The organism is Bacillus cereus group sp. Sample62, from assembly GCF_036851315.1.
Lineage (GTDB): Bacteria > Bacillota > Bacilli > Bacillales > Bacillaceae_G > Bacillus_A > Bacillus_A wiedmannii.
Genome location: NZ_JAFLPK010000001.1, coordinates 3,650,979 through 3,676,212 on the forward strand (window position 1 = coordinate 3,650,979; position 25,234 = coordinate 3,676,212).

Here is a 25,234-nt window from a genome sequence, read left to right on the forward strand (position 1 = left end):
TTTGTTTCACTTGTATGCTAATTTTCTTTATTTTAACCAATTCCAACACAAAAAAATAAAGTGGTGTTTCACCACTTTATTTTGCGTATTCCACTGCACGTGTTTCACGAATAACAGTTACTTTAATATGTCCTGGATAATCCAGTTCATTCTCAATACGTTTTCGAATATCACGAGCTAAACGATGAGCTTCTAAATCATCAATTGTATCTGGTTTTACCAGAATACGAACTTCTCGTCCTGCTTGAATTGCGAAAGATTTTTCTACGCCTTCATAAGACTCTGAAATCTCTTCTAACTTTTCAAGACGACGAATATAGTTCTCAAGCGTTTCACTACGAGCTCCAGGTCTTGCAGCTGATAATGCATCTGCTGCTGCAACTAAAACTGCAATGATAGAAGTTGGTTCTGTGTCCCCATGGTGAGATGCAATACTGTTTATAACTACAGGATGCTCTTTATACTTCGTTGCGAGTTCAACACCAATCTCAACGTGGCTACCTTCTACTTCATGATCAATCGCTTTACCGATATCATGTAATAGGCCAGCACGTCTTGCTAGTTTTTCATCCTCACCAAGCTCCGCTGCCATAAGTCCAGTTAAATATGCAACTTCCATAGAGTGCTTTAAGACGTTTTGTCCGTAACTTGTACGGTATTTTAAACGACCTAAAATCTTAATTAAATCTGGATGTAATCCGTGAACACCCACTTCAAACGTTGTTTGCTCTCCGACTTCGCGAATATACTCGTCCACTTCACGTCTTGATTTTTCGACCATCTCTTCAATACGTGCTGGATGAATACGTCCGTCCTGTACTAGTTTATCAAGAGCGATACGAGCTGTTTCACGACGAATTGGGTCGAATCCAGAAAGGATAACCGCTTCTGGTGTATCATCGATAATAAGGTCGATACCTGTTAACGTTTCTAACGTACGAATATTTCGACCTTCACGTCCGATAATACGTCCCTTCATTTCGTCATTTGGAAGATTTACAACCGAAACGGTTGTTTCAGCAACATGATCAGCTGCACATCTTTGCATTGCAAGAGATAAGATTTCTTTTGCTTTCTTATCCGCTTCTTCTTTCGCACGAACTTCACTTTCTTTTACCATTACGGCAATTTCATGAGAAACTTCACTTTCTACTTTACCAAGAATAATTGCTTTCGCTTGTTCGCGTGTCAGATTGGAAATGCGCTCTAATTCTGTTTGTTGCTTTTGAACTAACTCTCCCACTTTGCTTTCCAACTCTTCAATCTGTTGTTGTCTCGCTACAAGAGAATCCTCTTTCTTTTCTAACTGTAGCTCGCGTTTATCGAGCGTTTCGTCTTTACGATCAAGGTTCTCTTCTTTTTGCATTAAACGATTTTCTTGTTTTTGTAATTCGCTTCTACGGTCACGAATTTCTAATTCAGCTTCTGTACGAAGTGTATGAATTTCATCCTTTGCTTCTAAAAGCGCTTCTTTCTTAAGTGCTTCAGCCTCACGATTCGCTTCGTCTATAATACGTTTCGCTTCGTTAGCTGCACCATTAATCTTCGCTTCAGCAATAGACTTTCGAACAAAAAAGCCAACAACTGCACCGACTGTTGCAAGCAAAATGGAGATGAGTATCCAAACTGTAGTACTACTCATGATTTCACCTCCCCTTGCTATGAATGAAAAAAGACTGTCGGCATGTACATTGAATACCAACATACAGCAAAGACCGTCGTCCCACTTTTTTAAGGGACTTTCTTCATTTCACAATTAAAATGTCATATTATTATTTCGGCAAGATTTAAGTCTTACTCCGAATATTACTTCTCTTCTTGAGAAGAGTGTTTCGTATATAAGAAAAAATATACATTCTCATTGTATCTATCGCAATTTTCATTGTCAAGCGTTGTCTACTTTTACTTTCTTTACCTTCAGCGCTAATTCATATATGAATTTAAAAAGAAGACAACATATTATCCTGGAAAACCTTAGTAAATTCCAGTTTATGCATACAAAACATGCATATATCCCTCTTTATACATAGACTTTTAGGCAGATTAAATATTTTATCTCCAACGATATACAACGCTTTCATAATGATTAAAAATAAAAGACACGGAACCGTGTCTTTTATTTTTAATCTTGAAGATTTGAATCTTCCGTGTCTTCAGCACCAGAGTCTTCACCAATTCCGTGATGGTCACGAACAAAGAAGGCAATTTCCTCTCTTAAATCCGTATTCTCTTTTAAGAATTGCTTCGAATTTTCACGACCTTGCCCTAAACGCTCTTCATTATAAGAGTACCAAGCACCACTCTTTTGAACGATATCAAGTTCAGAAGCCATATCTAAGATTTCACCTTCTCTTGAAATACCTTCTCCGTACATAATATCAACTTCAGCAACACGGAATGGTGGTGCCACTTTATTTTTAACTACTTTTACTTTTGTTTTATTACCAACGATGTCGTTACCTTGCTTTAATTGCTCCGCACGACGTACTTCAAGACGAACTGTTGAATAGAATTTCAACGCACGACCACCTGGAGTTGTTTCTGGGTTCCCGAACATAACCCCAACTTTTTCACGAATTTGGTTAATAAAGATTGCGATTGTTTTTGATTTATTGATTGCACCTGACAGCTTACGAAGTGCTTGAGACATTAAACGAGCTTGTAAACCTACGTGTGAGTCACCCATGTCTCCTTCGATTTCAGCTTTCGGTACAAGAGCTGCTACAGAGTCAATTACGATAATATCAACCGCGCCACTTCGTACAAGTGCTTCTGCGATTTCTAGTCCTTGCTCCCCTGTATCAGGTTGTGATAATAGTAATTCATCTATGTTAACGCCTAATTTTTGTGCATATACAGGATCCATCGCATGCTCCGCATCAATAAACGCTGCTTGTCCACCTTGACGCTGTACTTCAGCGATTGCGTGTAATGAAACTGTTGTTTTACCTGAACTTTCTGGTCCATAAATTTCGATAATACGGCCACGTGGGTATCCGCCTACCCCTAGTGCCACATCAAGTGCTAAAGAACCACTTGAAATTGTAGAAATTCTACGCTCCGCTTGTTCTCCTAATTTCATAATTGAACCTTTACCGAATTGCTTCTCTATTTGTTTTAACGCCATATCTAACGCCGCTTGACGATCACTCATTCAAAATTCCTCCTTAACTGAATTGCTAATCTTATTATACCTATTTTCAATTCAATTTGCCAACAAAAATCGAACATTTATTCGATTTTTTTATTTTCCATTAAATAAAACTGCATTTAAGCATCAAAAAAAGCTAGAAGAAACTTATATCTCTTCTAGCTTTTTATATAAATGATAAAATCCATATTTCGCTGAACGTTCCCTAATTTGTTGACGACTTCCACTTAAATTTAGAGAAAAGACTACAGTTGGTTCATCCTTCATTGCCAATCCAACGAACACTGTTCCCGGCTCTTTATGTTCTGAAGCATCCGGCCCTGCTACCCCAGTGAAACTAATTCCGATATCCGCTTTTAATAAGCCCTTAACGTTTTCAGCAAGATAACGAGCACATTCTTTACTAACTGCACCATCAGTAGCTAACACTCCCTCAGGTACCTGTAAAACATGTTGCTTCACATCATTATGATAACAAATGACACCGCCTTTAAATACTGAAGACACACCAGCACTTTCTGTTACTTGATTGCCAAAGAGACCACCTGTTAAACTTTCTGCACACGCTAAAGTTAATCCTTTTTTCTTCAATAGCTCTATCGCCTTATCATGCAGAAACTCTTGATCATACCCGTAGAAAAATTCTCCTACTCTTTCTAAAATCAAATCTTCCATATACTGAATGAGTTTCGCCGCTTCATCAGCATTTTGATGTTTGGCAGTTAAACGTAGTGTCACTTCTCCATCATTCGCAAGGGGGGCGATTGTCGGGTTCGTTTGTCCATCAATTAAATCTTGAACTTTCACCTCTAATTGAGATTCCCCAATCCCGAAGAAGCGAAGCACACGAGAATAAATGTTTTCTCCTGTTGTAAAGTTACGTAAAAAAGGCTCTACATAACTTACATACATCGGCTTCATCTCTTTCGGTGGTCCTGGTAATAAAATATAAACTTTTTCGTTCTTATTTAACCCCATACCAGGTGCCATGCCGTGATCATTCGCAAATATAGTTGCTCCATTCAAAACGAGCGCCTGCTTTTTGTTATTCTCCGTGAACTCGCGACCTGTACGCTTAAAGTAATCGCTTATCGATGCTAATGCCTTTTCATCATACACAAGCTCTTCACCCAAACTAGAAGATATCGTTTCTTTCGTCAAATCATCTTTTGTCGGGCCTAATCCACCTGTGAAAATAAGTATGTCAGCACGTTCTTCCGCAACTTCAATCGCCTGCTGTAATCGCTTGTTATTATCTCCAACTACAGTATGGTAGTACACATCAATTCCAATTGAAGATAACTTTTCAGATAAAAACTGGGCATTTGTATTTGCAATTTGTCCAAGTAATAATTCAGTTCCAACCGCAATAATTTCAGCATTCATCCCAATTCCCCCATAAACTTCTATTTTGAGTTTACAAAAGCAGCTCTATTTTTCCAGAAATAATCCCATCCTGAAATAACAGTAAAGAATAATGCAATCCATATAAAGATATCAGCAACTGGGATATGGATTAGATTTAAAGGTACATCGTGTAATAAATACGCTGCAATCGCAATAATTTGTGTCCACGTCTTAATTTTCCCTAACTGATTTGCTGCCACTACTTCTCCTGTTCCAGCAAGTACAAGGCGTAAACCTGTTACTGCAAACTCACGGCTTATAATTACAATAACGATCCAAGCAGGTACGTATTGCATCTCAACTAACGTGATAAGTGCTGCTGAAACAAGTAATTTATCAGCTAACGGATCAAGAAACTTCCCTAAATTCGTTACAAGATTATACTTTCTTGCGTAATATCCATCAATCCAATCTGTAGCCGAAGCAATAATAAAGATAAGTGCCCCTACTAAATGTTGAATTGGTAAATCAACATCACCAATTGTGTATGAACCCCAATCAAAGGGCGCTAACATAATTACCATAAAAATTGGAATTAAGAAGATTCTAGATATTGTAATTTTATTTGGTAAATTCACAGCTATTCCTCCATCATATCAAAAACATTTGTTCATTGAAAAAAGTCATCGAGGCGATGACTGTTATTGTGCAGGTTGCTCTATCCCTTGGTTTTTTATCACCAATCTTTGGTGAAGTTCTTTTTCTGGATCCAATGGATAAGCGACCACTTGGCCATTCAGTTTAACTTCAATATTCGTTGCATTTCCAATATTAAGTCGCACTTCTTTTAATGTTGATACATTATGTTTTTCTACTTGGCCCTCTTGTACTGTAGTGTTTAGAATCACATTCCCAGCATCATCTTTAACATCTACATAACTCGCACCTTTACCCGATATTTCCAGTTCTAATGTTTTATTATTATGAATTTCCAAAGTAGATACCTTACCAGTTGTCCCAACTACTTTCACTTCTTCTTGCCCAGTTGGCTGTGCTGGTTGTTCCTCTTTCTTTGGCTCTTCTTTCTTTGGTTCCTCTTTTTTCGGCTCTTCCGCTTTCACTTCATCTTTCTTCGTATCTAACGGAGAGTTTTCCGCTTTTTTAACTTCAATTTTCTCACTTTGAGCATTCGGAACTTTCTCATCACCTTTTCCAGTTAACGCTTGGAAAACAAACCAAATCACCACTCCAAATGCAATTACTAATAGCGCAACTAAAACTTTCGGCATATGATCTGCAATTGGCCATGATGAAGATTTTTGCATTGTTTCTTGTGTTTTTTGTCCTGTTGATACTTGTGGAACGTCGCGTTTTTCAGATTGTGGTATCGTACTCTGATATTCTACAAGCAGTTCCTCTCCATTTAACCCAACCGCATCTGCGTATTGTTTAATGAATGCACGCGCATAAAAAGCTCCTGGCAATACATCATAATTGCCTTCCTCAATCGCTACTAAATGGCGTTTTTGAATTTTTGTAATCTCATGCAGCTGATCCATAGACAAGCCCTTCGTTCCTCTTGCTTCTTTCAGCTTTTGTCCTAATTCTGTCACTACTAACACCTCAATATTTCTTTAAAAGTCAAACATAGAGAAATTATTTTGCGTACCTTGCTCAATTTCATCTACTAAATTATATTGAATTTCTTCATCATAATCGTTACGCAACTCAATAATATAATCAAAATCATCCAATGTGTATTCTGACTGACTCACAAATACGTCAGGATGTTCCACAACTTTCGTTGCAGGTAATCTCATAATTTCACGAACAAGCTGCCAATGCCTTTCGTTAGCACGCTTTGTTGACACGATTCCATCTAAGATAAAAATATTGTCGTCGCTATACTCATCTTCAATCAATTGACTGCGAACAGTTTGCTTAATAAGAGTAGATGATACAAATAGCCATCTTTTATTTGCACAAACACTTGCGGCAACAATGGATTCTGTTTTTCCGACACGAGGCATTCCTCGTATCCCGATTAGTTTATGACCTTCTTTTTTCATTATTTCAGCCATAAAGTCTACAAGTAACCCTAATTCATCACGTACAAATCGAAATGTCTTCTTATCATCTGCATCTCGTTGTATGTACCGACCATGTCTAACCGCTAGCTTATCTCTTAGCTTTGGCGGACGATATTTCGTTACCGTTATGTTATCCATCGTATTTAAAATTGATTCAAGTCTAGAGATTTGCTCTTGATTATCACACATAAGGAGTAATCCACGTCGTGCATTATCTACACCATTAATTGTGACAATATTAATGCCGAGCATACCGATTAACGAAGAAACGTCACCAAGCAAGCCAGGTCGGTTTTTATGTATTTCATATTCAAAATACCATTCAATCATCCAAGATCACTCCCCTTGCTTACTTTACACCTACGTACTATATTATATGATTTCACCTTAATAGGGAAGCTAAATGTATAATCTATCCCGCGTTATTATTATACAAAAAAAATAGAGAGGAGATTCTCCTCTCTATTTTTTACTTATGCTGTACAAACTTCACCATTAAGTTTGCGATGGTATGTTGCTCTTGTTCATCAGCGACTTTCCAAAGCTCAGACAATAATTTCTCTTGATCGTTGCGCGCTTCTACTTCATTTGCTAAATAATCTCCAACACGAAATGCCATATCTGATACAGCACCACCATCAAGACCTTTTCCTGATGCCTGTTCTAAACGTTCTCCTAAAAAGCTCTTCCATTGATCAAAATTATCTAAAACTGACATGTTTAAGCACCTCACTACTTAGTAATAGAATCATGCTTAATTTGTACAGTTTTTTATTTTTTATGTAACATTTTTTTAGCAGTGCCAACCGCCATTCACTCCGATAATTTGTCCAGTTATGTAAGATGCACCTGGTGACACGAGAAATGACACTGTTTTCGCTACCTCTTCTGGTAGTCCTAATCGACCTAACGGAATCTCTTCAGCAATTTCATTCTTATCCTCTTCTGAAAATACATGTAACATTTCCGTTTCAATTGCACCTGGCGCCACCGCGTTAACCCTTAATCCACTTAATGAAACTTCTTTCGCTAAAGCTTTCACATATGAATTTTGCGCACCTTTTACCATCGAGTAAAGCACTTCACATGATGCGCCGATTTGGCCCCATATAGACGAAACAAGTATAATATTACCACTTCTCCGCTGAATCATTGATGGCAGTGCCATTGATAATAGTTTATAGATGCTCTTCACTTGAAGTTCTACCATATAATTTAATTCATCGTTCGTTACATCTGTTACGAGTCCAAAGATACTCTTCCCAGCTGCATATACGACAACATCAAGAGGATGTTCAATTTGTTCCCACAATTGCTCTGCTCCATCACTAGAAGCTAAATCCGCTTGAACAGGAATCACTTCCCTCCACTCTTTCTGTAACTCATTCACTTGCCCTTCACCGTTATTATAATGAACATATACTGTATATCCATCTTGAATTAATTGTTTTGAAATAGCAGAGCCAATCCCTCCGCTTCCTCCAGTTACTAATGCATACTTTTTCATATAATTCCTCTCTTATCTCAACAAAATCTTTTTCCTACAAATAAATAATACCCTCATCTTACAATTTATCAATGATAAGATGAGGGTATTATTATGAAACCTTTTATTTTTTCGGTAAAACTTGACAAACACTCATTCTTTCTTCTGATAATAATAATTTGGCTACTTCTTGTAAATCTTGAACAGTTAAACTTTCTAATACAGTCAATGCCTCAAACAGACTAGATTCATTAAACGCATATCGTGTAAATTGATTCGCGATATATTCCGGCGAATTCAACGAGCGTAAAAAGCCACCTATTTTCTTTTTCTTTACTCGTTCTAATGCCGCCTCATCTAATTGATCATAATTTGTATTTAGTAAAATGCTTTTCAAACGCTCTTCCAGCTCATCAGGTTGCTTCGTATCGCCACCAACCATTGCAAAACCGAAGTTATTCTCTTCCGTATAATCATACGAGAACGAATCATCAATAAGACCTTCATTATATAAAGATTCGTAATGAACGGAGCTTTTCCCAAATAAATAATCTAAAAGTAACGTAAGCGCAATTTCTTGTTTTAAAAGGGCTTCCCCTTTTTCTTTTAAATTTGTCGCTTTAATACCAACTAAACATTTCGGTGTTTGTACAGGCATTGAAATAATTTTCTTCTTTTCATTTACCTCATCTGGTTCTTCCTCAAATGAACGTACAATTTCTGACTGGTTTTTATAATCTTTTTTCGCTTGATTTTCACGCACTAAATCCATTGTTTTCTCTGGATCAATTGCCCCCACAACGAATAATAACATATTGCTCGGATGATAAAATGTTTCATAACATTCATATAATAAGTCTTTCGTAATTTTACTAATAGACTCGATTGTCCCTGCAATATCAATTTTAATTGGGTGCTTTACAAACAAGCTATCAATTAATCCAAAGTATAAACGCCAATCTGGATTATCTTGATACATTTGAATTTCTTGCCCAATAATCCCCTTCTCTTTTTCAACTGTTTTTTCAGAGAAGTAAGGCTCTTGTACGAAGTTTAACAATGTATTTAAATTTTGTTCTACATTTGATGTACATGAAAACAGGTAAGCTGTTCTTGTGAAAGATGTGAAAGCATTTGCTGATGCTCCTTGTTTACTAAACAATTGGAAAGCATCGTGATCTTCTTTTTCAAATAATTTATGCTCAAGAAAATGAGCAATTCCATCAGGCACACGAACCATTTCCTCTTTACCTAGTGGCACGAATGTATTATCCATAGAACCATATTTTGTCGTAAACGTTGCAAATGTTTTATTAAATCCTTGCTTCGGTAAAATATATACATCTAATCCATTAGGAAGTTTTTCATAATAGAGTGTCTCTTTTAATTGCTCATAAACAATTTTCTCCATTTATTCTCCCTCCGTTCCATGTAAAAAGTAAATTGTATCTAGTTCAATATTTTTAGCAACTTTCACAATCTCTTCTTTCGTCACGCTTTCAATACCTGAAAGCCATTCTTCAACCGGACGCGTACGGTCTGAAATAATACCATGATACAGCATTTCCACAAATCCCCGCGGTGTATCAATCGCTTCTAATATTTGATTTTGAATGACACTTTTCGTTTGATGCATCTCTTCTTCAGAAAAATTACCATTTTGCATCGCCAACATTTGTTCTTTAATAATCTCAACAGCTTTTTCATAATTTTTCGCTTCGATTCCTGACATGACAAACAATAAGCCTTTATGACTTTCAAAGCGGGACGCTGCATAGTACGCTAAACTATTTTTTTCACGAACATTAACGAATAACTTTGAATGAGAAAATCCTCCAAACAATCCATTGAACAATTGTAGCGCAAAATAATCTTCGTCCTTATACGTAATAAACGTACGATAACCGATGTGTAATTTACTTTGTTTTAATTCTTGTTTTTCAACAACTTCTTTTTCTTCATTATTTCTCTTATGAAGAAGTACATTTCTTTCTCTCACAGGACGCGCTGAAATAGAAAAATACTTACTTACAAGATCAACTGCGTTTTCTGAAATATCACCAATAATGTATAGATCCATTTCATCTTCCGCTAACACTTTTTGATAATATTGATACAAACTTTCATTTGTAATAGATGCAACACTCTCTTTTTTTCCATTTGCACTTAATCGATACGGTTCTACTTTGCACATTTCTTCAATTAAACGCTCGTTTGCATAGCGCATTTTATCATCATACGTAGCTTCAATTCGTTGCAAGAGCGCTCTCTTTTCACTTTCTACGATAGAAGGTAGAAAACTATCCCCCTCTGTTGCTGGATGTAAAACTATATCCGATAACATAGAAAGCGCTTTTTCAAATAACGGTGGTGCATCATGTAAATATACTTCATTTGCAATGTCTACATAAATAGAGATGATATGGTCTTCTCCTTTTTTACTTACATCTACTGCCAAAGAAGATCCGTATAATTCTTCTAAATATTGACGCAGACGAATTACAGAAGGAAGCTTTTCTGTTGCACTTTGCAATACGTATGGCAATAGGGCACGCTCTGTCACCGTCTCCTCATTTAAAGGTGCTTTAAAACGAAATACAAAAGTATTTGTTTTATATTTATCAGTCGGAATAATATGTACTCGCAAACCACCTAACTCATGTAACTGTTGTTCCATTAGTTTCATTTATAGCCCTCCTTTACGTATATAGGAATATTCCTCTTCAATATACAGTTTTTAGAAATGAAAAATCAACTTTTCTTCCTCACTATACTTACATCAGGCTCTTTCTAAAAACTTTTATATGTAAGGAACATAGTAAAATTCCGTATTACATATATTCTATGTAAAAAAGCCCGCACTAATGTGCGAGCTTTTTTATACTTATCGTTTTCCTTTTTCATACGGCGTTCCTAACGCTTTCGGAGCTTCAGAACGACCTACAAAACCAACAAGTGCTAATATTGTGAATACATACGGTAATATCGTTAAGAATACACTTGGAATTTCCTTTAGTACCGGAATCGTACCACCTGTTATTCCAAGTGATTGAGCAAATCCGAAGAACAGAGCCGCTCCAAGAGCACCGAGTGGATTCCATTTACCGAAGATCATAGCTGCTAGCGCTAAGAAACCTTGTCCAGTAATTGTAGCACCTGAGAAGTTACCAGAAATCGACATCGCGAAGACCGCTCCACCAACCCCTGCAAACATTCCAGATATAGCAACTGCAATATAACGCATTTTATATACATTAATACCCATCGTATCTGCTGCCATTGGATGTTCACCAACCGCACGAAGACGAAGACCGAACGGCGTTTTATAAATGACATACCAAACGACAAACGCTAAAATAATAGCAATATACGATGTTAACGGTACATTTGAGAAAAAGATTTTTCCAATTACCGGAATATCTGAAAGACCTGGAACATCGATTTTTTCAATACGGTATTGAATGAAATCAGTTTGTCCTTTGCCAAAGATTTTCTTAATCGCAAATACCGTTAAACCAAGAGCTAAGAAATTAATCGCTACCCCGCTCACTACTTGATCCGCACGGAATGTAATGGATGCTACCGCATGAAGAAGTGCAAATAACCCACTACCAATCGCTGCAAATAATAGAGCTATCCAAGGAGTCATCGCTCCCCACGTATCACCCATTAATAACGTTGTAACAATACCAGTAAACGCACCGAATAACATTAAACCTTCTAACGCTATATTTACAACCCCAGAACGTTCACTAAACACTCCACCTAACGCCGTAAAAATAAGTGGCGCTGCCGTATATAACGTACCCGTCACAAGAATGGCTAAAATATCTAAAAAGCTCATTTATTTCCCCTCCTTGCTCATACGTGTAAGTGCCCAGCGTAATACATAACTGCACGCTACAAAGAAAATAATACATGCAATAATAACGTTAATTAGCTCAGAAGGTACATCTGCTTCAAAATTCATTTGTGGGGCTGCACTTTTCAAGCCACCGAACAGTAAAGCTGCTAATAATATACCAAACGGATTATTTCCCCCAAGTAGAGCTACCGCAATCCCATCAAATCCAATGCCAGTAAACGAAGACATCGCTGTCATGTTTTGGAATGTACCAAGCCCTTCCATAGCACCACCAATCCCTGCAAATGCACCCGCAATCGTCATAGATAGTACAACATTTCGAGAAACTTTCATCCCCGCATACTGAGAAGCATGTTGATTAAATCCAACAGATTTTAATTCGTATCCCAATGTCGTTCTGTCCAATAAGAACCACATAATGATTGCTACTAATATCGCTACGACAATCCCCCAGTGCAAACGAGAACCATCTGTTAAAGAAGATAACCATTCAGAAGATAAAGAAGCACTAGATTTTATATCATATGACTTCTCATTCGCCTCATGTAAAAAGCGTTTAATTAAATCATACGTCACGTAAAGTGCAATATAATTCATCATAATCGTTACGATTACTTCATTTACTTTAAATTTCCCTTTCAAATATCCCGGGATAAATCCCCATAGCCCACCAGCTATTGCCGCTACTAAAATTGACAACGGAATATGTAAAATTGCCGGTAATGATACTGCATATCCAAACCAAACCGCAGCAAGCCAACCGACTAATAACTGCCCTTCTACTCCGATATTAAAAAGGCCTGTACGGAATGCAAATGCTACAGAAAGTCCTGCTAATACAAGCGGAATCATCGTACGTAATGTCTCACCAATTGCTTGTGGATTTCCAACCATTCCTTCCCAAAGCGCTGCATACCCAACAATTGGATCATATCCACTAAATAACATTACAATGGCACCAACAAGTAAACCAAAAATAACGGATAATACAGGAACTAAAATATTAATTGTTCGCTCCGTTAAAAAATTTTTAGCCATTTGTATTCACCTTCTCTTTCTCCGTTCCGCCAGCCATCAACAAACCAAGCTGTTGTTCATTTGTTTCTTTCGCATCAACAATTGCTACAATTTCCCCTTCATATATAACAGCAACTCGATCACTTACATTTAAAATTTCATCCAGTTCTAGCGATAGAAGCAATACTGCTTTCCCCTTATCTCTTTGCTCGATTAATTTTTTATGAATAAATTCAATCGCACCTACATCTAAACCACGTGTTGGCTGTGCTGCAATCAATAAATCTGGATTACGATCCACTTCACGTGCGATAATTGCCTTCTGCTGGTTTCCACCAGATAGTGCACGAGTTAATGTGTGTTCACCAGGTGTACGCACATCAAACTGTTCAATAAGCGCTTTTGCTTTTTGTGTAATTTGACTAAAGTTTAAAATCCCTTTCTTTGAGAATGGATTTTTATAGTACGTTTGTAAAACTATATTATCTCTAACAGAAAAATCAAGCACAAGACCGTGTTTATGACGATCTTCTGGAATATGACCAATTCCTTCCTCTGTAATCCTTCGAACAGGCCAATTTGTTATTTCTTTTCCTTTAATTGCAATAGAACCTGACTCAACTTTTCGTAAACCAGTAATTGCCTCTATTAATTCACTTTGTCCATTTCCATCAATCCCTGCAATACCAACGATTTCTCCTGCACGAACAGTTAAGTCAAGGCCTTTTACAGCAGGTAATTGGCGTGCATCCTGAACGACAATATTCGAAACAGATAGAACCTCTTCTTTCGGTTTAGCCTCTATTTTTTCTGTTTTAAAATTCACTTGACGTCCGACCATTAATTCTGCAAGTTTATGTTCATTCATTTCCGCAACGTCAACTGTACCAATTCCTTTACCTTTACGAATAATTGTGCAACGATCGCAAACTTCCATAATTTCTTTCAATTTATGTGTAATAAGAACGATAGATTTTCCTTCTTGCACAAGCTTTTTCATAATTTGAATCAACTCGTGAATTTCTTGAGGAGTTAACACCGCAGTTGGTTCGTCGAATATTAAAATCTCCGCACCACGATAAAGCGTTTTTAATATTTCAACCCTTTGCTGCATCCCAACCGAAATATCTTCAATCTTTGCATTTGGATCAACCGCTAAACCGTACTGTTCAGACAATTGTTTAATTTCTTTCGCAGCCTCTTCAACAGCAATTCTTCCTTTTTTCTTCGGCTCATTTCCAAGAATAATATTCTCTGTAACTGTAAAATTATGAACAAGCATAAAATGCTGATGGACCATCCCGATACCAAGGTCATTTGCTATATTCGGATTTGTAATTTTCACAGGTTTTCCTTTAATCTTAATTTCTCCCTGTTCTGGTTGATACAAACCGAACAGTACATTCATCAATGTTGATTTCCCTGCACCATTTTCTCCAAGTAAAGCGTGTATCTCTCCCTGTTTTACTTGCAGCGTAATATCATCATTCGCTACAATGCCTGGGAATACTTTTGTAATATTGTTCATCTCAATTACGTATTCCATTTTGTTCCTCCTTCTAGCAGGGAACACTCCCCAATTGCAGTCTATTAAAGGTATTTTTATATATACAAAGGTTAGTTCTAAGAACTAACCTTTGCTATTTCTCTATTATTATTTCTTTAGAGAAGCTTCATATGTTTTATATTCTTCGTCAGTTGCAGGTACTTTAATTTCACCGTCAGTGATTTTCTTCTCAAACTCTTCTATTTTTGTTAAGATTTCTGGATTTACTTTTTTCACATTGTCAGTAGTTTTCGCAATACCAATACCGTCATCTTTTAATCCGAACTCTTCTACTTTACCGCCTTTTAATTTACCGTCTTTCGCTTCTTGTGCTACTTTTGCTACTGCAATATCAACACGTTTTACCATAGAAGTTAAAGTTACGTTTTCAGGCATACCTTCTTGATTTTGGTCACGGTCAACACCGATTACCCAAACGTTTTCACCTTTTTTCTTACGATTTTTCGCTTCTGTGAATACACCATTACCAGTTGCACCTGAAGCATGATAAATTACGTCAACTCCACCACCGTACATTGCTGAAGCTAATACAGATCCTTTTTCTGGTTTGTCAAATGCATCTGCATATTGCGCTACAATTTCGATATTTGGATTTACTGCTTTTGCACCAGCTTTGAAACCTGATTCAAACTTTGTAATTAATGGACTCTTCACGCCGCCAACAAATCCAACTTTATTTGATTTTGTCGTCATTGCTGCTACAGCACCAACTAGGAATGAACCTTCATGGTCTTTAAATGTAATACTTGTTACATTCGGCTCTTTCACAACAGTATCTACAATAGCAAATTGCTCTTTCGGATATTGTTTTGCAACCTTTTCAATCGAGTCTTGCATTAAAAATCCAATTCCGAATGTTGTGTTATAATGATCTTTCGCAAATTTTGTTAAGTTTGGAATATAGTCTGCATCTTTACTTGATTGAAGATAACGATATCCTTCATTTTTCTTTAAATCGTTGTCTTTACCGAATTTCGTTAAACCTTCCCAAGCTGATTGGTTAAATGATTTATCATCAACGCCTCCAACATCTGTAACCATACCAACTTTGAACTCTTTTTTGTCGCTACTCGCTTTATCCGAGTTACCACACGCACCTAAAACCGCACTTGCTGCTAATGTTAATGATAATAAAAGACCTGTTTTTTTCTTCATACTAGAAACCCCTCCTAAAATTATATATATCTCTTTATTCTTACGCTGCTGTCCCTAACTTCTTGCTGTCACCTCCCTAAAATGGAACTTACCTACATACGTTTTCTTAAGACGTGGAAGCTAAACTTATCAGCTCTAAAGTAATTGATAGAATATAAGATTGGCTCATCATTTTGATCATAGTGCATTTGTTTTAAAACTAGCAGTGCCGTTTCCGGTTCACATTCTAAAATCGGTGAGATTTTAGAATGATAGCCAATTGGCTCAATGTGCGCAACCGCATATGTGATACGTTTGTGCGTGTTATTATGTATCACCGTTAACAATGATTCCTCATTGTATCCCGATAAATCCGGCAAGATTTCTTTTGCAAGTTTATCGATACAATATACAACAGGTTCCCCATCTGCTGTACGCACACGCTCAATCATTACTGCATTAAAACCATCTTCACTATTAAACTTCTCTTTTTCTTCTTCTGTTAAACTTGTTGTAGATGATGATAAAAAGATAGTTCCTGGTGTTTTCCCCACACTAGAAATCATATCTGTAATACTAGAAAGTTGTTCAATCCCAGAAGAAAATAAGGGCTTTGCATTTACAAATGTTCCTACACCATGTCTACGAATGACAACATTTTCTTCTTCTAAAATACGCAGCGCTTCCCTTAAAGTCGCCCTACTTACACCAAGTTCTTTCGCTAAATCAAACTCTGATGGTAACTTCTGTCTTTCTTTATAAGCTCCATCTTTAATTTTTTCTTTGATGTGATCAATCACCCGTAAATATAGGTGACGACTATCGGATTTTACTGACATAAGACTCCCCCGCATTTCAATTATTCGACCTCTGATGTAAGACTTCTTTTCTCTTTTTTCAACTTACAACATAATAAAAATTGCTAAATACTAAAAATAAGCTTAATTGTCGAATAAATATTAATAATTTTTTAAAATGAAATTTTCACTCTTTACTGCATAAAAAAAACTTTGCACCATAAACATTCCTCATTTCGAGAAAAAGTTCGGCACAAAGATCTCTTACATCCTTTGTTACACACTTTTCCCCTCATAGTCCAGCAATTCATGGTTGCCAGGTAGAAACTTATGGACCTTATCTCCAAGATTATATGAGGCAGTGATTCTTTTCGAAGTAATCTTACCACTTGCTCCCATACGTGTCAACAAAATTTAACATTTTTCTACATTAAATATCGAACATTCATTAAAAACATAATCAAAGTATTCGTATTCTAAAGAACCACTTTAAATGTAAGCCCTTTCTTCATCGCTGAATATAGTATATAACAAAACTAGCATATAAAAAAGCCTAATTGTAAAAACAATTAGGCTTTTTTTATGAACTTTTTTCTTGTACATCATTAATGAGCACTTCTCGTGGTTTACTACCTTCATACGGACCTACTACACCATTCATTTCCATTGCATCAATTAAACGGGCAGCTCGCGTATAACCTACTCTAAACCTACGTTGCAACATAGAAACAGATGCTGTTTGCATTTCCACTACGAGCTGAACTGCTTCATCATATAATTCATCTTCTACTTCCTGCTTCGTATCAGGAACATCTTGTGGAATCATATCTTCTTGATATTGCGCTTTTTGCTGACCAATAACATATTCTACAACTCTCTCAACTTCATCATCTGATAAAAATGCACCTTGTACACGTACAGGCTTCGATGCACCAATTGGTATAAACAGCATATCTCCACGACCTAGTAGTTTCTCTGCACCACCACCGTCAAGAATTGTGCGAGAATCTGTTTGAGAAGATACAGCGAATGCAATACGTGATGGAATATTCGCTTTAATAACTCCCGTAATAACATCAACTGACGGACGCTGTGTTGCAATAATTAAATGAATACCAGCCGCACGAGCCATTTGTGCTAAACGCATAATTGCATCCTCTACATCCGATGAAGCAACCATCATTAAATCTGCTAACTCGTCCACAATTACTACAATATAAGGTAATTCCGGTTGTTTTGCTTCCGATTGACTATTATGTTCTTTAATATGATCATTATATCCTTCAATGTTACGCGTGCCACTATGAGCAAATAACTCATAACGACGTTCCATTTCACTCACGACTTTTTTCAAAGCTTGTGATGCTTTTTTCGGATCAGTTACAACGGGTGTTAATAAATGAGGAACACCGTTATATACATTTAACTCTACCATTTTCGGATCAATCATCATTAATTTTACTTCATGTGGTTTTGCACGCATTAAAATACTAACAATAATACCATTAATACATACACTTTTCCCGCTACCTGTCGCACCAGCTACTAGTAAATGGGGCATTTTATTTAAACGAGCTAATACAGCTTCACCTGTAATATCTCGTCCAAGACCAATTAACAACTTCTCTTCCGGGTGATTATTAGCCTTAGAATCAAGAACTTCTCTAAGCGTTACCATAGAAACTTCTGAGTTCGGAACTTCAATCCCTACAGCTGATTTCCCGGGAATAGGTGCTTCAATACGAATATCTTTCGCAGCTAAAGCAAGTGCTAAATCATCACTTAAACTAACGATTTTGCTTACCTTTACTCCCATATCAGGATACACTTCATATTTTGTAACTGCAGGACCTCTATGTACTTTTGTTACTTTCGCTTTCACTCCAAAGCTTTGGAATGTACGTTCTAATTTACGAGCATTCTCATAAATTTCTGCATTTTCATTTGTAACTTGCTTATTCTTAGGAAATTTCAATATATCAATTGCAGGAAGCTGGTAATCTTTATTTTCTACATTTGAAAATTGCATTGGTGGGGCACTTGTTTCCGCCTCTAAAGATTCTACAATCTTTTCTCCACGCTTTTTCTTAGCTTCTTCAACAGGCGGTGTCTCTTCAATAGACGGTGAAGTTATTAACTCTGCTTCCTGTTCTTCGCCAATTCGTTTATCCTCTTGTTCATTTACAGAATAATTCTCAGTGAAATTCGAAATAATGGGAGGATCAATTGAAATTTCTTCCATCGGCTCAACAATTTCTTCTTGTTCCACAGCACGTTTACTCCTTGTGCTTCTCGTTGTTTTTTTCTTTTCTGTTTGTTCAGCCGTCCTTTTGGATCTCCAATCTTTATAATCCCCTTGCATGACTTCAAATTGACTTCTAAGGATTCTTCCTACAGGGGCAAGCACTTCCCCAATATGCTTATTTGTTATACAAAGTATGCCGAGAATCACTAAAATAATACCAATGATATAAGCTCCTACTTCGTCAAATAAGAAGTAACAAGTCGCGAACATAAGCGCACCAAACATGCCACCACCTAAATGAACGCTATCTGGACCCTTTTTCATTTCAAGAAAGAAGTTATCTTTCGTACTCACAATAACAGAAGTATTTTGCACTGCTCCATCTTTCGTAAGAAGGTTAAATAATGTAATATGACTAAACATTAATATCGCCAATACTATTAAATAAAAACCGATTAACCGCTTATTTAAAAGGTTCGGCCATCCACGTTTGATAACAAACGAAACCGATAAAGCTATTACACCTAACACACCAATTATGTACCACTCACCAAAGAAGAAGCGAAAAAATAACACAAACGATTTCCCTACAACGCCTAGCTGTAAAATCGTAATGATTGAAAGTGCAAAAAGAGTTAAACCGACGATTTCATAATACAAAGTTGGCTTTATCGTGCGTCTTGCTTTTGCCTTCGTCCCTCTTTGCTTTTGTTTTGCCATTTCTTCACCTCGTGTTCTACATATAAGTAGGGCTTCCTTAAAAATGCTCTACTTATATGTCTGTTTTCTCTATTTTTCAGGTCTTATATCTTCTATTTTTACACTTCTTGTAAATTGTTAAATAAACAGAAGAAAGCAGCCCTCTCATGGCTGCTCAACCGTCTTGTTTTTTATATTATACCATAGCTTCTAAACAAAATCCTTCTTTTTGCTAAAAGGTTATTTTCTGGCCGGGCTCAAACTCTAAGTAGTGTAGCGGATCCGTACTTAACACACGTACAATAGAATAACACCCATGTTCTTCTTCAGAAACCATTAATTCAACGCCGTTTATATTTATAACTTTTTGGCTTTCACATTGCGAATAATCAGCTGGATATACAAGTTGCTCTGGCATAATTGTGTATAAAATCATTGTAACATTGTCCCTTCTGTACTATCATCCATGCGAGCATCTATTAATTCATTCAGTTTTCGAATCGCATTCCCAATTCCACCGACATCATCTATAAGACCATATTTCACTGCATCGCCACCAATTACATTCGTCCCAATATCTCGCGTCAAATTCCCTTTCGCAAACATAAGTTCTTTAAAACGATCTTCGGTTACTTTCGAATGCTTCGTCACAAATCGAATGACTCTTTCTTGCATTTTATCTAAATACTCAAATGTTTGCGGCACACCTATAACAAGACCTGTTAGACGAATGGGATGAATTGTCATCGTCGCAGTTTCCGCAATAAATGAATAATCCGTAGAGACGGCGATTGGTACACCGATAGAATGCCCTCCTCCCAGAACAAGTGATACTGTTGGCTTTGAAAGCGAAGCTACCATCTCAGAAATTGCTAACCCTGCTTCAACGTCACCTCCGACCGTGTTTAATATTAAAAGCAAACCTTCAATTTTCGGATTTTGTTCTATCGCAACAATTTGCGGAATAATATGCTCATATTTTGTTGTTTTATTTTGCGGCGGCAACTGAACATGACCTTCCACCTGCCCAATGATTGTTAAACAATGAATACTCGATTCATTCATTTGTGGTACATTCGTTTGCCCTAGCTGTTGAATTTTTTCCACTATCGAGGCTTCTTTCCCAGTTTCTTTCGGCTCAGCCTCTTTCCCTTCATTTGTATAACGATCACGTTCTGTCATATCGCATCCCCTTTCACTCGTATATAACTATTATTTCTTAAGTTATAAATTTCATTCGATAGAGTTTAAAAAGAAAAAAGATCACCCGTAAAGGTGATCTTTTTTATACTTCCATAATAATCGGTAAAATCATAGGTTTTCTCTTTGTCTCTTCGTACAAGAACTGCCCTAATAATTCACGAATATTTTGTTTTAACATAGACCATTCAATTGTATACTCTTTAATCGATTGCTCAACAATCATACGTACAATCTCTGTAGAGCGGTCAATTAACGCTTCTGATTCACGTACATACACAAAACCACGTGAAATGATTTCTGGACCAGAAACAATTTTCTTTTCATCTTTACCAAGTGTTACAACAACTACTAATATTCCATCTTGAGATAACATTTTTCTATCTCGAAGAACGATATTACCAACGTCACCTACACCTAATCCATCAATTAATACATTGCCCGCTTGCACTTTACCAACTAAGTTCGCTTCATCGTCACCAAAACCGATTACATCGCCTTTTTCTACGATAAAGATATTATCTCTTGCAATACCTACATCTTCAGCTAAATATGCATGTGCTTTTTGCATACGGAACTCACCATGTACGGGTACAAAATATTTCGGTTTCATTAAATTTAACATTAATTTTAATTCTTCTTGGCTACCGTGACCTGAAACGTGAACTTTTCTTTCACCGTAATAAATAACATCAGCCCCAGCTCTAAATAACAAGTCAATAATTTTCGATACAGATATTTCATTACCCGGAATTGGAGAAGCCGCAATAATAACCGTATCGCCTTTACGAATTGAAATTTGTTTATGAGCTTGCTTCGCCATTCTAGAAAGGGCTGCCATCGGTTCACCTTGGCTACCTGTCGTTAAAATAGCTACCTTTTTCTCTGGGAAATTGTCTACTTCTTGTAGTGAAATAACCATACCTTCTGGAACATCTAAATAACCAAGACGTCTTGCGATATCTACCACTTTCACCATACTACGCCCTACAACCGCTACTTTTCGTCCTGTTTCAGCAGCTGCATCAAATACTTGTTGAATACGATGTACATTCGATGCAAATGAAGCAACAATAATACGTCCTTCTGCGCCGTAGAACACTTTAGAAATTTCTACACCAACTTCTTTTTCAGAACCTGTATAGCCTGGACGCTCAGCATTTGTACTATCAGATAATAAGCACAGTACGCCTTCATTTCCGATTTGTGCCATTTTCCCAAGGTCTGCTCCACTATTTCCAATTGGAGTTTGATCGAATTTAAAGTCTCCCGTATATACGATAGCACCTTTTGATGTATGGAAACAAACACCAACAGAATCTGGAATACTATGTGTCGTTCCAAAGAATGACACCGTTGTAGTATTAAACTCTACTGTTGAATTTGAATCGATCGTTTTTAAGTCTACACGGCCTAACATACCCGCTTCGCCAAGTTTTTCTTGTATAAGTCCTACTGTTAATTTCGTTGCATACACTGGAATTGATAATTTACGAAGTACGTAAACAATGCCACCAATATGATCTTCATGACCGTGAGTAATAAATAAACCTTTTACTCGCTCTTGGTTTTCCACTAAATATGTAATATCAGGAATAACGATATCAATTCCAAACATTTCATCTCCCGGGAACATTAACCCTGCATCTACAATAAAGATTTCAGAATCAATTTCAACACAGTACATGTTTTTCCCAATTTCACCTACTCCACCAAGAGCAAATACTTTAACAGACTCATTCTCTTTTCTCTTCATGTTGTTGCCTGGTTTAAAAATCTTTCAAACACTGATTTCACTAAAATTGCAGAGACACCAGGGGAAACTCTACAACCACCATATATTCACCGTCCAAGACGAATGTCCTTACCGTTATGCGATATCATGTCCTTGTTTATTTTTTAAACCAGGTTTCACCTCTCTTTCATTATATAAATCAAATATCTTATTCGATATGATATGAAAATGTAATCAAACTATAATTTTTACCAATTTTGCTAAGCATACCCGTACTAAGCTACTTAGCCATATTATACCTGATACAAGAAATAGAACACAAGTTAAATCGTGCGAAAGAGAAAGTAAAAGAACGGAATTACAACAAAAGTATCGAACGTATTTCCTTTATATTTGCTTCGATTTTGTACTCCATATTTTTTTGAAAAAATATCCATAAATACGCTAAATTAATTTCATAATATGGATTTTCAAAACATATTTTTCTAGAATCGAACAAAAACACTTATAAAATGAAGCTTTTTTATGAATCACGTCACATTTGAGACAATCCCTCTAAAAAACAGAATCGATAGTTTATTACGTTTATACAAATGTTTATCCTATAATAACTATGTTTTTTGATTCATTTAAAGGGGTACAATTATTTTCTTATACATGTTGCAATACATAATGAAAAAGCGATCAAACATATAGGATAATATGGTAAAAAAAGAACAACAAAGATTTTCATACCATAAAAAAATGACCTAGTGCTACACTAGGTCATTTTTTATTAACGAGGGATAGATTGCATAACAGATTGTAACGTTACTCTTTCTTCTTCTGTTAATGGAAGAAGTGGTAAACGTACAGAGCCTACATCTAATCCAACCATTTGTAACGCTGTTTTTACTGGCGTTGGGCTTGGCGCCATAAATAATGAATCCGTTACTCTTACAAGTAATTGATGTAATTTTTGCGCCTTTTTAAATTCTCCTGCTTGGAATGCTGCAATCATTTCTTGCATTTCATTTCCGATCACATGAGATGCTACAGAAACGATACCTTTCGCTCCAACTGCCATAGCTGGTAACGTTAAGCCGTCATCACCGCTGTATACTGCAAAGTCGTCCGCTGTTTTTTCAATGATTTCTGTCATTGTTAACACATCGCCGCCTGCATCTTTAATCGCAACAATGTTTTCTATTTCTGATAAACGAACAACTGTATCAACGGAGATTTGTACAATAGATCGTCCTGGAACGTTATATAGCATAACCGGAAGCGGCGTGCTTTCAGCAATTGCTTTAAAGTGCTGATACATTCCTTCTTGACTCGGTTTGTTATAATACGGTGCTACTAGCATTACTGCATCAACACCAACCTCTGTTGCCTTTTTAGTTAAGTCAATAGAAGCATGCGTATTATTACTACCTGTTCCAGCGATTACGGGCACCCTTTTATCGACAACAGATACGACATGGCGATATAACGCTACTTTTTCTTCTGAAGTTAATGTAGGAGATTCTCCTGTCGTTCCTCCTACCACGATTGCTGTTGTACCGTTATCTATTAAATAATTTACCAATTTCGTTGTCTTTGCAAAATCGATATTTCCGTTTTTATCAAACGGAGTTACCATCGCGGTTGCAATTGTCCCAAAATCTATCATGGTCTCACTCCTTATTGTTCCAGTTGCTTTTCTTTTGAAAGCTCAAACGCACTATGTAATGCATTTACAGCCTCCACTAAATCAGTTTCTTTTACAAGAACCCAAATCGTCGTATGGCTATCTGCCGATTGCAAAATTTGAATACCTTTTTCCGCTAAAGCTGTAACGATTTTCGCAGTAACCCCTGGGTATCCTGCCATTCCAGCTCCTACAATAGATACTTTTGCACAATGCTCTGTCACAATTGGCTCATATCCAAGGTTTTTTAATAATTCAACTGCACGACTTGATACACTATCACTCACCGTATAAGCTACCCCAGTAGGTGAAATGTTAATTAAATCGACACTGATTCCTTCATTCGCCATTTCTTTAAACACATGCTGTTGTAAATCATATGCCGTTTCTTTTGCAAGCACTTTAATTTGCGTCACATTTGACACATGAGCGATACCTGTAACAGGACGTTCTTCTACATCACGGCCTTTTGTCGCACCGTCCGATGCTGAAATAAGCGTACCTTCACTATCAGAATACGTAGAACGTACACGAAGTGGTACTTTTGCATGCATCGCAATTTCAACTGCACGTGGATGAACGACTTTTGCACCTTGATATGCCATGTTACAAATTTCATTGTATGTTACCGTTTGAAGATGACGTGCATCTTTTACAATGCGAGGATCCGCAGTCATAACACCTTCTACATCTGTAAAGATATCAATAAATTCAGCATGAAGCGCAACACCTAATGCAGAAGCTGAAGTATCGCTACCTCCGCGTCCAAGTGTTGTCGTATCACCTTTTTTCGTTTGTCCTTGGAATCCTGTAACGACGATTACATCTAGATTTTCTAGCTCTTCATGTATACGATCGCAGTTCATTTCAATAATCTTAGCATTTGTAAAATCATCATTTGTTACAAAACCAGCTTGTGCACCATTTAATGCCGCTGCTTTTATACCGTTCTCATTTAACATGTTAGAGAAGACGATTGCTGAGATTAATTCTCCGCATGATAATAATAAATCTTGCTCACGATTAGAAATGCGAGATTCCTCTTGATTTACAAGACTTAACAAAGTATCAGTTGCATATGGTTCACCTTTACGGCCCATAGCAGATACGACAGTAACTACTTTATAACCCGCATCTAGCGATTTTTTTATATGATGAAGCGCATGCTTACGTCCATTTTCATCACGTACGGATGTGCCACCAAATTTTTGAACAATAATTTTCATATT

General features: G+C 36.8%; 21 protein-coding genes and 1 riboswitch. All 21 genes read right to left on the bottom strand.

Going from position 1 to position 25,234, the window contains the following annotated elements; translation table 11 throughout:
* Positions 1-76: 76 nt before the first annotated feature.
* The 21 genes from rny to dapG all read right to left on the bottom strand — a co-directional run bounded on the left by rny (position 77) and on the right by dapG (position 25,231).
* A complete protein-coding gene (gene rny / locus J0835_RS18465; RefSeq protein WP_016086643.1) occupies positions 77-1,642 on the bottom strand; it encodes a ribonuclease Y in 1,566 nt (521 codons plus the stop codon).
* Positions 1,643-2,122: 480 nt separating this feature from the next.
* Positions 2,123-3,154 carry a recombinase RecA gene (gene recA / locus J0835_RS18470; protein WP_046956499.1) on the bottom strand — a complete coding sequence of 344 codons (1,032 nt, stop codon included), beginning with the start codon at positions 3,152-3,154 and terminating at the stop codon, positions 2,123-2,125.
* Between the two features lie 144 nt (positions 3,155-3,298).
* Complete coding sequence (gene cinA / locus J0835_RS18475; protein ID WP_333728157.1) at positions 3,299-4,537, bottom strand: competence/damage-inducible protein CinA; 1,239 nt, start codon at positions 4,535-4,537, stop codon at positions 3,299-3,301.
* A gap of 20 nt (positions 4,538-4,557) precedes the next feature.
* Entirely contained in the window at positions 4,558-5,136 is a 579-nt protein-coding gene (gene pgsA / locus J0835_RS18480) for a CDP-diacylglycerol--glycerol-3-phosphate 3-phosphatidyltransferase (RefSeq protein ID WP_001052972.1), read from the bottom strand.
* 63 nt (positions 5,137-5,199) lie between these two features.
* Positions 5,200-6,111 carry a helix-turn-helix domain-containing protein gene (locus J0835_RS18485; protein WP_087981640.1) on the bottom strand — a complete coding sequence of 304 codons (912 nt, stop codon included), beginning with the start codon at positions 6,109-6,111 and terminating at the stop codon, positions 5,200-5,202.
* Between the two features lie 21 nt (positions 6,112-6,132).
* Complete coding sequence (locus J0835_RS18490) at positions 6,133-6,918, bottom strand: DUF3388 domain-containing protein (RefSeq protein ID WP_000574107.1); 786 nt, start codon at positions 6,916-6,918, stop codon at positions 6,133-6,135.
* Positions 6,919-7,057: 139 nt separating this feature from the next.
* The gene (locus tag J0835_RS18495; protein ID WP_000114455.1) at positions 7,058-7,306 is read right to left on the bottom strand and encodes a DUF3243 domain-containing protein; all 249 of its coding nucleotides are present in this window, start codon (positions 7,304-7,306) and stop codon (positions 7,058-7,060) included.
* A 75-nt stretch (positions 7,307-7,381) separates the two neighbouring features.
* Positions 7,382-8,095: an elongation factor P 5-aminopentanone reductase gene (ymfI, locus tag J0835_RS18500; protein ID WP_087981641.1), complete on the bottom strand. Its 714-nt coding sequence runs from the start codon at positions 8,093-8,095 to the stop codon at positions 7,382-7,384.
* Between the two features lie 103 nt (positions 8,096-8,198).
* Complete coding sequence (gene yfmH / locus J0835_RS18505) at positions 8,199-9,485, bottom strand: EF-P 5-aminopentanol modification-associated protein YfmH (RefSeq protein WP_087981642.1); 1,287 nt, start codon at positions 9,483-9,485, stop codon at positions 8,199-8,201.
* Entirely contained in the window at positions 9,486-10,760 is a 1,275-nt protein-coding gene (yfmF, locus tag J0835_RS18510) for an EF-P 5-aminopentanol modification-associated protein YfmF (RefSeq protein WP_087981643.1), read from the bottom strand.
* A 198-nt stretch (positions 10,761-10,958) separates the two neighbouring features.
* Positions 10,959-11,918, bottom strand: coding sequence for an ABC transporter permease (locus J0835_RS18515; protein WP_000008847.1), 960 nt, complete (start codon positions 11,916-11,918; stop codon positions 10,959-10,961).
* Complete coding sequence (locus tag J0835_RS18520; protein WP_087981644.1) at positions 11,919-12,977, bottom strand: ABC transporter permease; 1,059 nt, start codon at positions 12,975-12,977, stop codon at positions 11,919-11,921.
* Positions 12,970-14,502: an ABC transporter ATP-binding protein gene (locus J0835_RS18525; RefSeq protein WP_000456917.1), complete on the bottom strand. Its 1,533-nt coding sequence runs from the start codon at positions 14,500-14,502 to the stop codon at positions 12,970-12,972. The genes J0835_RS18520 and J0835_RS18525 overlap by 8 nt, the downstream gene beginning before the upstream one ends.
* Positions 14,503-14,610: 108 nt before the next feature.
* Positions 14,611-15,678, bottom strand: a complete 1,068-nt coding sequence (locus J0835_RS18530) for a BMP family lipoprotein (RefSeq protein ID WP_087981645.1) — start codon at positions 15,676-15,678, stop codon at positions 14,611-14,613.
* A gap of 92 nt (positions 15,679-15,770) precedes the next feature.
* On the bottom strand, positions 15,771-16,496 hold the full coding sequence (locus J0835_RS18535; protein ID WP_000114178.1) for a GntR family transcriptional regulator: 726 nt from the start codon (positions 16,494-16,496) through the stop codon (positions 15,771-15,773).
* A gap of 233 nt (positions 16,497-16,729) precedes the next feature.
* Positions 16,730-16,831: riboswitch (purine riboswitch) on the bottom strand.
* A gap of 203 nt (positions 16,832-17,034) precedes the next feature.
* Complete coding sequence (locus J0835_RS18540; protein ID WP_087981647.1) at positions 17,035-19,419, bottom strand: DNA translocase FtsK; 2,385 nt, start codon at positions 19,417-19,419, stop codon at positions 17,035-17,037.
* A 211-nt stretch (positions 19,420-19,630) separates the two neighbouring features.
* Positions 19,631-19,834 carry a YlzJ-like family protein gene (locus J0835_RS18545; RefSeq protein ID WP_087981648.1) on the bottom strand — a complete coding sequence of 68 codons (204 nt, stop codon included), beginning with the start codon at positions 19,832-19,834 and terminating at the stop codon, positions 19,631-19,633.
* Positions 19,831-20,580, bottom strand: a complete 750-nt coding sequence (gene tepA / locus J0835_RS18550; RefSeq protein ID WP_087981649.1) for a translocation-enhancing protein TepA — start codon at positions 20,578-20,580, stop codon at positions 19,831-19,833. The genes J0835_RS18545 and tepA overlap by 4 nt, the downstream gene beginning before the upstream one ends.
* Positions 20,581-20,683: 103 nt before the next feature.
* Positions 20,684-22,354, bottom strand: a complete 1,671-nt coding sequence (locus J0835_RS18555; RefSeq protein WP_087981650.1) for a ribonuclease J — start codon at positions 22,352-22,354, stop codon at positions 20,684-20,686.
* Positions 22,355-23,108: 754 nt separating this feature from the next.
* Positions 23,109-23,987 (bottom strand): 4-hydroxy-tetrahydrodipicolinate synthase, encoded by an 879-nt coding sequence (dapA, locus tag J0835_RS18560; protein WP_000564777.1) that lies wholly within the window; start codon positions 23,985-23,987, stop codon positions 23,109-23,111.
* A gap of 11 nt (positions 23,988-23,998) precedes the next feature.
* Positions 23,999-25,231 (bottom strand): aspartate kinase, encoded by a 1,233-nt coding sequence (dapG, locus tag J0835_RS18565; RefSeq protein ID WP_000692477.1) that lies wholly within the window; start codon positions 25,229-25,231, stop codon positions 23,999-24,001.
* Positions 25,232-25,234 lie beyond the last annotated feature (3 nt).